This is a genomic window from Acinetobacter sp. LT1 (assembly GCF_059800965.1).
The window spans coordinates 33713-47655 of sequence record NZ_JBBAXE010000024.1; the positions used below are offsets into that span (position 1 = coordinate 33713).

Here is a 13943-nt window from a genome sequence, read left to right on the forward strand (position 1 = left end):
ATGCTAAGTTACTTTTTACTTTTTTTGAGCGCGTTTGGGGCGGCTACATTATTACCGTTACAATCAGAAGCTGTACTCGCCACCTTATTATTAAAAAAAGAATATTCTGCTTTTCTTCTAATTTCTATCGCCACTTTCGGAAATGTACTGGGCTCGTGTGTGAACTGGTGGCTTGGTTTAAAAATAGAGCAGTTTAAACACAAAAAGTGGTTTCCTGTTTCTGAAAAGCGTTTAGAGCAAGCTCAAAGCTTTTATCATAAGTATGGGTTTTATTCGCTGCTTTTAAGTTGGACACCTATTATTGGTGACCCACTTACTTTAGTTGCAGGTTTATTCAAAGAAAATTTTTGGCGTTTTTTAATTATAGTTTTGATTGCTAAAGCAGGACGCTATATTTTTATTTATTGGGTGATTACAGGTTTTATTTAAAATAAAAGCATCCGAAGATGCTTTTAATAAAATGGTCTAACTAGTCTTCTGAGCTTTTGGTAATATCGACTTTAAATAGATCATTGGTTTTTAGCCAACAGAAGGTGACCACTGCAAGTGTCATACAACCCCCAAAAATAGTGGCTGCAATTGTTCCTAAATATTTGGCTGCTAAACCTGACTCAAATGCACCAAGCTCATTACTTGATGAAACGAACATTCCGTTTACAGCAGCAACGCGACCACGCATATTTTCTGGTGGAAAAATTTGCAAAATGGTTTGTCTAACCACAACTGAAATACTGTCACAAGCGCCTGTCATAGCCAACGCAAATAGTGATAACCACATGTTGTTTGAGAATGCGAAAAGAATCGTGAAAACACCAAATCCTGCAACAGCAAGTAGCATGTTACGCCATGCATGTTGAGTTGGCGGGAAGCGAGTCAAAGCAATCATAGTGACGAGCGCTCCAATAGATGGCGCCGCACGCAAATATCCCAGTCCTTCTGGGCCGACTTTTAAGATATCTTCTGCAAAAATTGGCAATAATGCGATGACTCCACCAAATAAAACAGAAGCTAAATCAAGAGAAATTGCCCAAAGAACAATTTTAGTTTTCCAGATAAAACGGAAACCATCTCCTAAACTTTCTAAAACATTAGCAGTTTCAATTTTAGGAAAAGTACGCTTATGCAATAGGTTAATTAAGATGAAACAAATACCAAGTAAAACCGCAACACTAAATAGACTTGTTTCTCGGCCTAAATAGGCAAGCATGAAACCACCAAGCATTGGCCCGATAATTACTCCACTTTGCCAACCGATTGTCGTCCATGTTGCACCATTTGCATACAGTTCACGAGGTATCAAAAATGGTTTTAAAGACGTTGCAGAGGGATTATAAAACCCACGTATAGTACCTAAGCCAAAAATAACAGCATAAATACCCCAAGAAAGGAAATTTACGCTGATATGACCTAACCCATGCAGATGGAACAGCGACCACAGCACTAAAGGAAGAGGAACCGAGAAAAACAAACAGATTTTCATAATAATCTGTTTATTAAATCTATCTGCAAAATAGCCACCCCAAAGCGATAGGGCAATAAATGGAATGGCTTCTGCTAATCCAATTAAGCCTAAAGTTAGAGGATCTTTGGTAATTTGATAAAGTGAATAAGCAACAATAATTTCTTGAATCAAAATTGCTAACGTTAAGCAAAATTGATTAATCGTAACAATTGAGAAATCTCTGTAGCGTAAGGCTGCAAATGCATCATGTTTCTGCATTAGAAATATCGTATGTTGATAATTTGATCGTATTATAAATGGAAAAAAGCATAGGCGCTTTATTTATTATTGATATTGCTGACAAGGTTGAATTTGGAAAAGTCTTTCTTGCAACCATAAAAACAGTAACTAATAGTTTTAATTTTGCTCAGGTTGCTATAAAATACGCGCTTCCTTACCTGCAGGTCGATTTTGCAATGGTGCAATCGCGCCGAACAGGTGCCTAAAAGAGGTTACTATGGCTAAGTTAAAAACTCGCCGTGGTGCAGCTAAACGCTTCAAAGCGACTGCAAACGGTTTTAAGCGTAAACAAGCGTTCAAGCGCCACATCTTGACCAAAAAATCTGCTAAACGTATCCGTCAATTACGCGGCTGTGTAATGGTTCATGTTTCTGACATGAATTCAGTTCGTCGTATGTGCCCATACATCTAAGGAGATTATAAATGGCTCGTGTAAAACGTGGTGTAGTGGCTCATCGTCGTCACAAAAAAATTCTTGCTCGCGCTAAAGGTTACTACGGTGCTCGTTCACGCGTTTACCGCGTAGCATTCCAAGCGGTAATCAAAGCTGGTCAATACGCTTACCGTGACCGCCGTCAAAAGAAACGTCAATTCCGTGCTCTATGGATTGCGCGTATCAATGCTGGTGCTCGTCAAAACGGTTTGTCTTACAGCCGTATGATCGATGGCTTGAAAAAAGCTCAAGTGATCATCGACCGTCGCGTATTAGCTGACATCGCTATGCATGATGCAGTAGCATTTGCTGCTTTAGCTGAAAAAGCTAAAGGTGCATTAGCTGCATAAGCTTAGAGATTTAAAGAAAGACCGCTTTTTAGCGGTCTTTTTTATTTTTAGCGGTTCTATTTTAAAAAGAGATAACAATCAGAGATAAAAGATGAAAGACGAAAAATTTCTTAATGATTTAATTAAAAAAGTACAGCAAGGTCACCAGTTCAAATATTTATATTTCTGGGGGCATACTCCTAAGAAAGCTGATCTTGTTGATAAGAGTTGTTTTAGCCAGTGGTTTCCTGCGCAATTTGAAGTAGAGAGTATCGAGTACTTTACTGCTGAGCACTATATGATGGCGCAAAAAGCAAAAATATTTAATGATGAAGAAATTTTTGCACGGATTTTGCAAGTTAAACATCCTAATGAGGCGAAACAACTAGGTCGCAAAGTACGTAATTATGAGGAACAGATATGGCAAGAAAAACGGTTTGATATTGTCGTACAGGCGAATTTTGCCAAATTCTCACAGCATCCTGAGTTGAAGAAATTCTTATTAGCAACGAAAGACCGTATTTTAGTTGAAGCATCTCCAGTCGATAAAATTTGGGGAATTGGTATGGCGCAGGACCATCCATATATTCAAGATCCATCTCTATGGCAAGGACTAAATTTGTTGGGTTTTGCTTTAATGCATGTTCGAGAGCTACTTTTAACTGAGTAGGTTGGTGTGAGACCAATCAATGCTTCACTTTAAAAGTAGTGACGTGAGGGAAGTAAATTGAAATCATTAAATGATATGGATATTCGTATAGCATCACTCAAGGATGCATTATCTATTGCAGAAGTACATATACAGGGGTGGAAAGAAACCTATACAGGTATAATTAAGCAAGAAATATTAGATGAGCTTAAAATCCTAGATAAGGAGTTATTATGGAAAGAAATAGCAAAAAGCCCTGATCATAAGTTATTTGTCTATACTGAAAATGGGGCAGTGAAAGGCTTTCTCGATGGTTATTTAAACCCAGAAAATAATATTGCTGAAATTATGGCTTTTTATCTTTTAAAAGAAGTTCAAAAGCAAGGCATGGGACGTGAGTTATTTCAAAAGTTCTACCAATGCGCTTTAAATCAAGGATACAGTTTTATTCGCTTAGAAGTTTTTAATAAAAATCCAAGTCGTTTCTTCTACGAAAAAATGGGAGCTAAATTAATTGGGGAAACCGAACTACTTGAGTTCGGTCCCGAAATAACAGAGTTACTTTATCAATGGGAACTCTAATCTTTAAAGTCCAAAATAATAAGCCAAAGCACAAATAATAATCGTTAGAATAACCAGTTTAATAACGCCTGAACCAGTGCCTTTATGGTGCTGAGACTTGAGATGCTGTGGATTTTCATTTGATTGCTCAAATGGAGATGCTTTAACTACAGGCACCATCTGAGCTGTCTGATAATGGTTGGCAACTTTCACAATAAGCTTGGCAAACAAATCATCAGTTTTTTGTGTAAAGTTTCTTAAATTGATGAGTTGCTCTTGGTCTAGTTCTTCTCCCAAAGGATCATTTGCAATACGTTTCTTTTGTTCTAAGTAGTCAGCTAATGCTTGAGTGCGAGATAAAAGTTGATGGGCATAATCTGCGGGATAATTCTCTGGAATTAATGCAAGTTTTGGCTCTAAGCTTTTAATATTTGTACCATCAAAAAGAGCATTTTGAAGTTCTGGCTCCTCAAAGCCTGCTGCATATTTACTATGAAATAATTCACTATCCATAAAATCAGCTATTTCTTGCCATGGCGGATTTTTTAAATCAGCTTCAATTTTTTTTGATAATTTTTCATTGAGTTCAAAACGCCAGAAAGTTTCTAAACGAAGCTCACAGGTTTGTGAAGCAGGAGCTTCAAACTCATTATCATTGTTATACCATTCGGCAAGCTCATGGCCAAAAATCCAAGCAAATTTCTTATCATTTTGATGGGTCACGATAAAATGAGTATAAGGTAAGAGCTCGACATTGCTATTTGGATTTTGTTCTTCATTGAGAAGGCTTGATAAATGTAAGCTGAGCTTTGAGGTACCTTGTTTTTTTAATGCTTCTAGCCAAACTTGGAAGTGTTGGGCCAACAAATGTTGAGAAGTTAAGTCACGAAACTGAAAACTATGATGGTCGAAAATATGATGTTGTCGCCATTGGTTAAAGCTTAAATTCTGACGGAGGTATTCATTACCATATGTCACAAGCGTAAGTTGTTGTTTCCAAATCTGATTAAGCGCCATAATAGTTGATCTCATTGACGATACTACTATCTTATACGTTTTATCTTTTTGTTGCCTAATACATTTTTCATGATGGATAAACTTCATCAATTCAATGAAAAACTGTTAGAATGCAGTGTTTTATTATATTTTTTAAATTTGTTGCTTTGAGAGTTAATATGTCACTGGAAGCCCTGACCACAGAAGCGCTTGCTGCCATTGCAGCAGCTCAAGACCTTGTTGCACTTGATCAGGTGCGTGTGCAATTTACAGGGAAAAAAAGCCAGCTTGCAGAACAATCGAAAGCATTAGGGAAAATGGACCCTGAAGAACGCAAAGTACAAGGTGCTGCGATTCATGCTGTTCGAGAAACAATTAATACTGCATTAACAGAACGTCAAGCGGCACTACAACAGGCAGCACTTGCACAAAAGCTAGCAAGTGAAACGATTGATATTACATTGCCGGGCCGTGGTCAACGTATTGGTACAGTTCATCCTGTTACTCAGGTACAAGAGCGAATTTGTCAGTTCTTCACTAAAGCTGGTTTTACAGTTGCAACCGGTCCAGAAGTTGAAGATGACTATCACAATTTCGAAGCATTAAATATTCCTGGTCACCATCCGGCACGTGCTATGCACGATACTTTCTACTTTGATGCTACTCACTTGCTACGTACGCATACCTCTGGGGTACAGATTCGTACAATGGAGACGAGTGAGCCGTCAATTCGTATCGTATGCCCTGGCCGTGTTTACCGTTGTGATTCGGATCAAACGCATTCACCAATGTTCCACCAGATCGAAGGCTTATATGTTGCTGAGAACACAAGCTTTGCTGAATTAAAAGGTTTATTGATTAACCTACTGAATGAATTTTTTGAGAAAGATTTAAAAGTACGTTTCCGTCCTTCATATTTCCCATTTACAGAGCCTAGTGCAGAAGTAGATATCATGGATGAGCGTGGACGTTGGTTAGAAGTTTTAGGCTGTGGCATGGTACATCCAAATGTATTGCGTGCTGCGGGTATTGATCCTGATAAATACAAAGGCTTTGCTTTTGGTTTAGGGGTAGAGCGTTTTGCAATGTTGCGTTATGGCATTAATGATTTGCGTATGTTCTATCAAAATGATGTGCGTTTCTTACGCCAATTTGCCTAACATTTTTTCAGGATTAAAAAAGGTTTATAAAGATGAAGATTAGCGAAAATTGGCTACGCACATGGGTTAACCCGGCAATTGATAGTGAGACATTGTCTGATCAGTTAACTATGCTTGGTCTTGAAGTTGATGAACTTGCACCTGTTGCTAAGCCATTTACTGGCGTCGTGGTCGGCGAAGTTTTAACAGTTGAGCAGCATCCAGATGCAGATCGTTTGCGTGTAACGACAGTTAATATTGGTTCGGGCGAGCCTTTACAAATTGTTTGTGGGGCACCGAATGTTCGTGCTGGCATGAAAGCTCCAGTTGCAACGATTGGTGCTGTATTACCGGGTGATTTCAAAATCAAAAAAGGTAAACTTCGTGGAGTTGAGTCACAAGGCATGCTTTGTGGTGCTTCTGAAATTGATCTTGAAGATAAAATCGATGGTTTGCTTGAGTTACCTGCTGATGCTCCAGTAGGGATAAATATCCGTGAATACTTAAAACTCGATGATAACGTCATCGATATCAGTATTACACCAAACCGTGGTGACTGTTTCAGTATCCGTGGTATCGCTCGTGAGATTGCAGTAATTAACCAACTGCAAATGAATGAACCTGATATTAAATCAGTTGAAGCGACAATTGCTGATGAGAAGAAAGTAGTGATCAGCACTGAAGGTACTCCACGCTATTTAGGACGTGTAATTAAAAACGTTAATGTAAAAGCTGCTACTCCTGAGTGGATGGAGCAGGCTTTAGCTCGTTCAGGAATTCGCACGCACAGTATTTTGGTTGATGTGACGAACTATGTCCTTATGGAACTGGGTCAGCCAATGCATGCTTTCGATTTAGCTAAAATCGAAGGGACTGTACATGTGCGTCAAGCTCAGCCACAAGAAAAATTACAACTCCTTAATGATCAAGAAGTTGAATTACAAGAAGATATTATGGTGATTGCTGATGACCAGAAAGCTTTGGCAATTGCTGGAATTATGGGTGGTTTAGCATCAAGCGTAACTGATGATACTACCGATATCTTCCTAGAAAGTGCTTTCTTCGCGCCACTTGCTATTGCTGGACGTGCTCGTCGTTTTGGCTTGCATACTGATTCTTCACAGCGTTATGAACGTGGTGTAGATTTTGAGTTGCCGTTAATTGCCATGAACCGTGCTTCGCAGCTTATTCAAGAGTTGGCAGGTGGTGAATTTGGTCCAATTACTGTGGCTGAAAAAACTGAAATTTTACCAAAGCGTGAAGCAATTGAACTGAAACAAGCTCAGGTAGACCAATTGTTGGGATATCAATTGACGGCTGATTTCATTGCAGATGCTTTAACTCGACTAGGGTGTGAAGTAACTGTTAAAGCTGAAGGTGAGTGGAATGTAGTACCTCCATCACATCGCTATGACATGGCTATTTATCAAGACTTAATTGAAGAAGTGGCACGTATTGATGGTTATGACAATATCCAAATTAGCTTACCAAGCATGGATGTTCAATTAGCTAAATATCAAGACCGATTTGAAATTGCAGAGTTACGCCAAACTATCGTGACTTTAGGTTATCAAGAAGCAATTAGTTTTAGCTTTGCTGATGCAAAACTTGAAAAGCAATTGAACCCGCAAGTAAATCCGTTAATGCTAGCAAATCCAATTTCAAGTGATTTGGCTGCAATGCGTAGTACTCTACTTTCAAGTTTAATCCCTTGCGTACAATATAATCTCAATCGTCAACAAAGTCGTGTTCGTTTCTTTGAATTAGGACTTCGTTTTGATTATCAAAATGCTAAGAGTATTGAAGATCTAAAACAGATTCCGACTTTAGCTCTAGTGGCAGTTGGCTCGCAACAACCAGAATCTTGGCATGTGAAGCCTCAACCAATGGATTTCTTTGACTTCAAAGGAGAGATAGAAGAGATTTTGGCTGCTGGTCGTGTCAAAGTTGAATATGTACGTTCTGAGCGTGCATGGTTGCATCCGGGGCAGTCTGCTGAAATTTTAGTTGATGGACAATCAATTGGTTATTTAGGACGTTTGCATCCATCTCTAGAAAATGAGCTTGATTTAACAACAACGTGGGTTGCTGAACTCGATCAAACAGCCGTTTTGCAATCTTATGTATCTAATTTTACAGAATTATCACGTTTTCCTTCGATCAGACGTGATATTGCGCTTTTAATCTCTGATAATATAAATGTTAGAGATATTCAGCAGTTAATCGAAAAAACTGGTGGAGAGCTTTTAGACTCTACATGGTTATTCGATGTGTATACGGGGCAGGGTGTCGAAGAAGGTAAGCGCTCATTGGCGTTTGCATTATTATGGCAACATCCTTCACGTACGCTTGAAGATGCTGAAATTAAATCTGGTATGGACAATATAATCCAAGTGTTGGAAAACACTTATCAAGCGACATTGAGGGCCTCATGACAGCATTAACTAAAGCAGACATGGCTGATCATTTAAGTGAGTTAACCAGCTTAAATCGCCGTGAAGCAAAACAAATGGTCGAGTTGTTCTTTGACGAGATTAGCCAAGCACTTATTGCAGGGGAGCAGGTTAAGCTTTCTGGTTTTGGTAATTTCGAGTTAAGAGATAAACGCGAACGTCCAGGACGTAACCCTAAGACAGGTGAAGAAATTCCAATTTCAGCACGTAGGGTAGTGACCTTCAGAGCGGGTCAGAAGTTTAGACAACGCGTTGGAAATGAGCAGATCGATTGATCTGCTTTTTTTATATTTTAAATAGCTTTATATAGTTTATTGGGCAGCAATATAGGACCGCTTAATCTTAGAAAATCAAAATTTAGATATAAAAAAAGAGGACAAAATGTCCTCTTTTTTATCTAATCTAGAATATAGATTAGTGTGCAGCAGAAGCAGCAGCAACGTCAGAAGCAGCAGCAGCAACGTCAGAAGCAGCGGCAGCAGTTTCAGAAGCAGCAGCGTCAACAGCTACAGCAGCTTCAGAAGCAGCTTCAGTAGCTTCAGAAGCAGCAGCTACAGCTTCAGAAGCAGCAGCAGGAGCTTCTTCTTTCTTAGAACAACCAACGAAAGCTAAAGTAGCAGCAACAGCAGCAGCAACAGCGAATTTTTTGAATAACATGGCATCACTCTCACAAAAAAGATTTGAGATTAAAAAAACCTAAGTTGGACTGTTTTGCTTTTATTATTCCTAAAACGTAGCTAGGTAACAACGCATGGAGCAGTCTAACTGGTCTGCCGCTATGCTATCACTGCAAATGCTGAAATACTACTGTCGTCTGTCAAAAAAACGTATGAAAAAGAGAAAAACAGACTGTTTTTTAACAGAAAAAAACAATTAATCAGCTCGTGTATATTGGAAAAGGTAGAGGTAAGCTACTAAAAAAACTAAGCTTTTTTATGCAAAAATATTTATTATCAAAAGCTTATAAATAATTTTACATAAAAATAAGCAAAATGTATTTTTGTGTAAAGCTTGTCAACCAAATAAAAAGCCACTCAAAAGAGTGGCTTTTTTTGAAGGCTTAATTACTTAAGTTGAAGCTTTACGTTTCATTTGATCAAAGAAATCATCATTTGTTTTGGTTTCTTTCATGCGGTCAAGTAAGAATTCCATTGCTGCCAATTCATCCATAGGGTGAAGTAGCTTACGAAGAATCCATACTTTACGTAATTTATCTTCATCCATTAAACGCTCTTCACGACGTGTGCCAGATTTTTTGATATTCATAGCAGGGAAGACACGTTTTTCAGCAATACGGCGATCAAGCGTAATCTCTTGGTTACCTGTACCTTTGAACTCTTCATAAATTACATCATCCATTTTACTGCCTGTTTCAATCAAAGCAGTAGAGATGATCGTAAGTGAACCACCTTCTTCGATATTACGCGCAGCACCAAAGAAACGTTTAGGGCGCTCTAATGCATGAGCGTCTACACCGCCAGTTAACACTTTGCCTGATGATGGGATTACTGTGTTGTAAGCACGTGCAAGGCGGGTAATAGAGTCAAGAAGAATCACAACATCTTTTTTATGTTCAACAAGACGTTTAGCTTTTTCAATTACCATTTCTGCAACTTGTACATGGCGAGCTGGTGCTTCATCAAAGGTTGACGCAATAACTTCCCCGCGAACAGTACGCTCCATTTCGGTTACTTCTTCTGGACGTTCGTCAATTAATAGAACGATCAGGAATACTTCTGGATTGTTTCTAACAATCGATTGAGCAATATTTTGAAGTAACATTGTTTTACCCGCTTTCGGCGGTGCAACAATAATAGAACGTTGGCCTTTACCAATTGGCGCAACTAAATCAACGACACGAGCAGTTAAGTCTTCTGTCGTACCATTACCTAATTCCATAACCAATTGTTCGGTCGGGAAAAGGGGAGTTAAGTTTTCAAATAAAATTTTATTACGAGAATTTTCTGGCGTGTCGTAGTTAATCTGGTTAACTTTGAGCAACGCAAAATAACGCTCACCTTCTTTTGGAGGGCGAATAGTACCTGTGATGGTATCACCTGTACGCAAGTTAAAGCGTCGGATCTGTGAAGGACTCACATAAATATCATCCGGACCTGCTAAATACGAACCTGCGGCAGAACGCAAAAAACCAAAACCATCAGAGAGAATTTCGAGAACGCCGTCACCAAAAATTTCTTCGCCATTCATCGCATGGCGTTTCAAAATGGCAAAAATAATATCTTGCTTTCTGTTACGAGCCATACCTTCCAGGCCCATAAATTCAGCAATTTTAATTAGTTCGCCGATTGGTTTTTTCTTGAGTTCAGTTAAATTCATAAGGGTCAGAATTAGGAAAGAGTAGAGTGTGGTTTAAAAAGGAGAAAAATCGCTCGCATACAAAAAAGATTATCGCAATTGTATTTACACAATAACAATTCAGAAGTCTGATTAATTGTTTCGAAGAGAAATGTGAAAAAACAATTTCTGTTGCCGAGTGGCGATCTTTATGTTTGTGTCTTGTAAGAAGCCGGACGAAGATGATTCCCTTCAGTGCCTCTTGAGCATGCAATATAAGCCAGCCTAGCAAATTTGTCAATTTATAGGCGAAAAAAATACGCTATAAAAAAGTATAGCGTATTTTCTTTTTTAGCATTTTGACTTAAACGTTTTCATCAATAAAGCTAACAAGTTTAGAGCGAGGTACAGCACCAATTTGTTGAGCTACAACTTCACCATTTTTGAAAAGTAGTAAAGCAGGAATGTTACGGATGTTGTATTTCACTGCTGTATCTTCGCAAGAAGTCACATCAACTTTAACAATTTTTACTTTACCAGCATATTCACTTGATAGGTCTTCAAGAACAGGTGCGATCGCTTTACAAGGTGCACACCATCCTGCCCAGAAGTCAACAAGTACAGGGGTTTCAGCATCTAAAACATCTGCTTGGAAGTTATCATCAGTTGTATTTACAATAGTCGCAGACATGGTACGGCTCCAATTTTTAGAAAAAAGTGCTATTACAGGAGAAATTATCTCTATCAGTATTACATAGCTACTTAGTTCAATGTAAGGGTTTGATGCTATTATTCAAGGCTTAACTAAATTTGTCTAATGGATGCTCACGATATTCATCATCGACTTGTACAATCAACTAATAAATAGAAAAATTTAAATCACAGCTAATTGTTGATGAAAATGGCTTTTCAATTGCATTCTTGTGAATTACTCTAGGCGTGAATTGTTATGGGTTTAGTTCAATAATGTCTGATTTTCTGATTGATGAAGAATTACTTGCCGCCATAGATATGGGGTCGAACAGTTTTCACCTTGCAATTGCACGGGTAGATCATGGCGAAGTTAAAAAAGTTGCTTCGATGTCAGAAAAAGTACAGCTCGCAGCTGGTTTAGATGAGAATAAAAACCTAACAGAAGCCGCTCAGCAACGAGGCTTAGCCTGCTTGGCTCGTTTTGTAGGGAGATTAAGTTCTGTTCAACCAAATCGCTTACGAATTGTGGCGACCAATGCTTTGCGTCAGGCAAAAAATGGCCATGAATTTATTCAAAAAGCAGCAGAAATTTTGCCTAAACCTATTGAAATTATTGCTGGGCGAGAAGAAGCACGTCTGATTTATCTTGGCGTATCGCATACCATGGCAAATGGTGGTCGACGTTTAGTTGTAGATATTGGTGGTGGTTCTACTGAGTTCATTATTGGTGAAGAGTTTGAACCTATTTACACTGAGTCATTGCAAATGGGATGCGTGGCTTATACAAAAGCTTACTTTGCCGATGGCGAAATCACACAAAAAGCCTTTGATAAAGCAGTAGTTGCTGCCCGTAAAGAACTTTCAGCTATTGCAACAACGTATAAAATGGAAGGTTGGGATACTGTAGTTGGTTCTAGTGGAACCATTAAAGCTTGCCGCCAAATTATGGTGAATATGGGCTTGAGTGATGAACAAGAAAACGTTACTCGAGAAGGCTTATATAAACTCAAAGATAAATTACTTAAGTTTAAAAATATTTCTGAAATTGATTTTGAAGGGTTAAGAGAAGACCGACGAGCAGTTTTGCCAGCCGGATTGGCAATTTTGTACGCAGTTTTCGAAGTTTTAGAAATTGATCGTTTGGCATATTCTGATGGTGCATTACGTGAAGGAGTCATGTATGACCTATTAGGTCGTTTTAAACATGAAGATATCCGCGATCGCAGTGTACAAGCTTTAATGGGACGTTATAACGCTGATCCAAAACAAGCAGAAAGAGTCGTAAATACAGCACAACAATTATTTGATGGTGTTGCAGAATCGCTTAATTTAACGAGTGAAGACAGTGACTTACTGCGCCGAGCTGCCTATTTGCACGAAATTGGTTTGGCGATTAGCCATGGTGGGTATCACCGTCATGGTGCTTATTTATTGCAGCATTCTGATATTCCGGGCTTCTCACAAATTGATCAAAATCACCTTTCACATTTGGTCGCTCACCACCGTCGTAAATTGCGAAATGATGTAAAAAATGAAATTTTGAAGGCTGGTGGTAATAAATTACTTTATCTATGTTTATTACTTCGCCTAGCAGTTTTACTCAACCATAGTCGAAGTGATCAGATGCTTCCTGCCATTGAACTGACCATCATAAATGATCAACAATGGCAACTTAGTGTTTCTGGTGATGCCAAACAATGGCCATTGTTAGTTGCCGACTTGCATGATGAGCAAGAGCAGTTTAAGCATTGGGACATTGAATTGAATATTCAGTCGGAAAAATTTATCGATTAAAGGGATAATATTCGACCTATGAAAAAAGCTACTCAGTCCAAAGCGTGGACAACGGTTCAAATTGCACGTCATCCTGATCGTCCGCAGTTTCTAGATTATGTCGGTGAAATCTTTACAGAGTTTGATGCCTTGCATGGTGATCGTTTGTTTGGTGACGATGGTGCGATGGTAGGTGGTCTTGCTCGTTTTGATGGTCAGCCTGTGATGGTTATTGGCCAACACCGTGGTCGTAGTACCCGTGAAAAATTAAAGCACAACTTCGGTATGGCTAACCCAGAAGGTTACCGTAAATCTCAACGCCTATTAGATATGGCAGAGCGTTTTAACCTTCCGGTCTTCACATTTATTGATACTATGGGTGCTTATCCAGGTGTTGGTGCTGAAGAACGTGGACAAGCTGAAGCAATTGCAACTAGCCTTGCTCAGCTTTCAAGTTTGAAAGTTCCTGTTGTCGCAACAGTACTTGGTGAAGGCGGTTCTGGTGGCGCTTTAGGTATTGGTGTTGCTGACCGAGTAATTATGTTGTCGCATAGTATTTATTCTGTGATTTCACCAGAAGGCTGTGCATCTATTTTGTGGAAAACTGCTGAAAAAGCGGCTCAAGCAAGTGAAGCTTTAGGTTTGACAGCAGATAAATTACAATCTCTAGGTATTGTTGAATACGTAGTAGATGAAGGCGAAGGGGCTCATTTAGACCCTGAGCAAGTTATGCAAAACCTAAAAGTAGTTTTGAAGCAAGCTTTGGATGAGTTGCTACCAATGGATGCAAATGAACGATGCGAAGCACGTTATCAACGTTTAATGAAGTTTGGCAGCGAAAATTTAGGCATTGCGTCTTAAAACAGGCTCAAGAGTTTTCA

17 protein-coding genes are annotated in these 13943 nt (G+C 38.9%); 12 read left to right on the forward strand and 5 right to left on the reverse strand.

The annotated features are described in order from the left end of the window. Positions 1 to 429 (forward strand): YqaA family protein, encoded by a 429-nt coding sequence (locus WBW42_RS17790; protein ID WP_017482381.1) that lies wholly within the window; start codon positions 1 to 3, stop codon positions 427 to 429. Positions 430 to 469: 40 nt separating this feature from the next. On the opposite strand, the gene nreB is transcribed toward WBW42_RS17790, so the two are convergent. Continuing rightward, on the reverse strand, positions 470 to 1720 hold the full coding sequence (gene nreB, locus WBW42_RS17795) for a nickel resistance MFS transporter NreB (RefSeq protein WP_002117292.1): 1251 nt from the start codon (positions 1718 to 1720) through the stop codon (positions 470 to 472). A gap of 38 nt (positions 1721 to 1758) precedes the next feature. On the opposite strand from nreB, the gene WBW42_RS17800 reads away from it, so the two are divergent. The 5 genes from WBW42_RS17800 to WBW42_RS17820 all read left to right on the forward strand — a co-directional run bounded on the left by WBW42_RS17800 (position 1759) and on the right by WBW42_RS17820 (position 3734). Further along, positions 1759 to 1947, forward strand: coding sequence for a hypothetical protein (locus WBW42_RS17800; protein ID WP_017482380.1), 189 nt, complete (start codon positions 1759 to 1761; stop codon positions 1945 to 1947). Between the two features lie 11 nt (positions 1948 to 1958). Beyond that, positions 1959 to 2153, forward strand: a complete 195-nt coding sequence (gene rpmI, locus WBW42_RS17805; RefSeq protein ID WP_002054552.1) for a 50S ribosomal protein L35 — start codon at positions 1959 to 1961, stop codon at positions 2151 to 2153. Positions 2154 to 2164: 11 nt separating this feature from the next. After that, positions 2165 to 2524, forward strand: coding sequence for a 50S ribosomal protein L20 (rplT, locus tag WBW42_RS17810; protein WP_000124858.1), 360 nt, complete (start codon positions 2165 to 2167; stop codon positions 2522 to 2524). A 91-nt stretch (positions 2525 to 2615) separates the two neighbouring features. Further along, complete coding sequence (gene ybiA / locus WBW42_RS17815; RefSeq protein WP_017482379.1) at positions 2616 to 3173, forward strand: riboflavin biosynthesis intermediates N-glycosidase; 558 nt, start codon at positions 2616 to 2618, stop codon at positions 3171 to 3173. A 57-nt stretch (positions 3174 to 3230) separates the two neighbouring features. Beyond that, the gene (locus WBW42_RS17820; RefSeq protein ID WP_025468544.1) at positions 3231 to 3734 is read left to right on the forward strand and encodes a GNAT family N-acetyltransferase; all 504 of its coding nucleotides are present in this window, start codon (positions 3231 to 3233) and stop codon (positions 3732 to 3734) included. A 3-nt stretch (positions 3735 to 3737) separates the two neighbouring features. Here the strand turns inward: WBW42_RS17820 and WBW42_RS17825 are convergent, their stop codons facing one another. Further along, positions 3738 to 4730 (reverse strand): hypothetical protein, encoded by a 993-nt coding sequence (locus tag WBW42_RS17825; RefSeq protein ID WP_032070382.1) that lies wholly within the window; start codon positions 4728 to 4730, stop codon positions 3738 to 3740. Between the two features lie 158 nt (positions 4731 to 4888). On the opposite strand from WBW42_RS17825, the gene pheS reads away from it, so the two are divergent. From pheS to WBW42_RS17840, 3 genes are read left to right on the forward strand one after another with little or no spacing between them, the layout of a single operon-like run. Then, positions 4889 to 5869 carry a phenylalanine--tRNA ligase subunit alpha gene (gene pheS, locus WBW42_RS17830; RefSeq protein WP_163114379.1) on the forward strand — a complete coding sequence of 327 codons (981 nt, stop codon included), beginning with the start codon at positions 4889 to 4891 and terminating at the stop codon, positions 5867 to 5869. A gap of 32 nt (positions 5870 to 5901) precedes the next feature. Further along, entirely contained in the window at positions 5902 to 8283 is a 2382-nt protein-coding gene (pheT, locus tag WBW42_RS17835; RefSeq protein WP_017482376.1) for a phenylalanine--tRNA ligase subunit beta, read from the forward strand. Continuing rightward, entirely contained in the window at positions 8280 to 8576 is a 297-nt protein-coding gene (locus tag WBW42_RS17840; protein ID WP_000126166.1) for an integration host factor subunit alpha, read from the forward strand. The genes pheT and WBW42_RS17840 overlap by 4 nt, the downstream gene beginning before the upstream one ends. Before the next feature lie 139 nt (positions 8577 to 8715). Here the strand turns inward: WBW42_RS17840 and WBW42_RS17845 are convergent, their stop codons facing one another. Further along, on the reverse strand, positions 8716 to 8958 hold the full coding sequence (locus WBW42_RS17845; RefSeq protein WP_002117215.1) for a hypothetical protein: 243 nt from the start codon (positions 8956 to 8958) through the stop codon (positions 8716 to 8718). 94 nt (positions 8959 to 9052) lie between these two features. Between WBW42_RS17845 and WBW42_RS17850 the strand changes: the two genes are divergently transcribed. Beyond that, on the forward strand, positions 9053 to 9178 hold the full coding sequence (locus WBW42_RS17850; RefSeq protein ID WP_002117184.1) for a hypothetical protein: 126 nt from the start codon (positions 9053 to 9055) through the stop codon (positions 9176 to 9178). Positions 9179 to 9369: 191 nt separating this feature from the next. On the opposite strand, the gene rho is transcribed toward WBW42_RS17850, so the two are convergent. Continuing rightward, entirely contained in the window at positions 9370 to 10638 is a 1269-nt protein-coding gene (gene rho / locus WBW42_RS17855; RefSeq protein WP_002117304.1) for a transcription termination factor Rho, read from the reverse strand. Positions 10639 to 10960: 322 nt separating this feature from the next. Continuing rightward, on the reverse strand, positions 10961 to 11287 hold the full coding sequence (gene trxA, locus WBW42_RS17860) for a thioredoxin (RefSeq protein ID WP_002054512.1): 327 nt from the start codon (positions 11285 to 11287) through the stop codon (positions 10961 to 10963). Between the two features lie 275 nt (positions 11288 to 11562). On the opposite strand from trxA, the gene ppx reads away from it, so the two are divergent. Continuing rightward, positions 11563 to 13083, forward strand: a complete 1521-nt coding sequence (gene ppx, locus WBW42_RS17865) for an exopolyphosphatase (protein WP_014208409.1) — start codon at positions 11563 to 11565, stop codon at positions 13081 to 13083. An 18-nt stretch (positions 13084 to 13101) separates the two neighbouring features. Further along, positions 13102 to 13923: an acetyl-CoA carboxylase carboxyltransferase subunit alpha gene (locus tag WBW42_RS17870; RefSeq protein ID WP_005066304.1), complete on the forward strand. Its 822-nt coding sequence runs from the start codon at positions 13102 to 13104 to the stop codon at positions 13921 to 13923. Positions 13924 to 13943 lie beyond the last annotated feature (20 nt).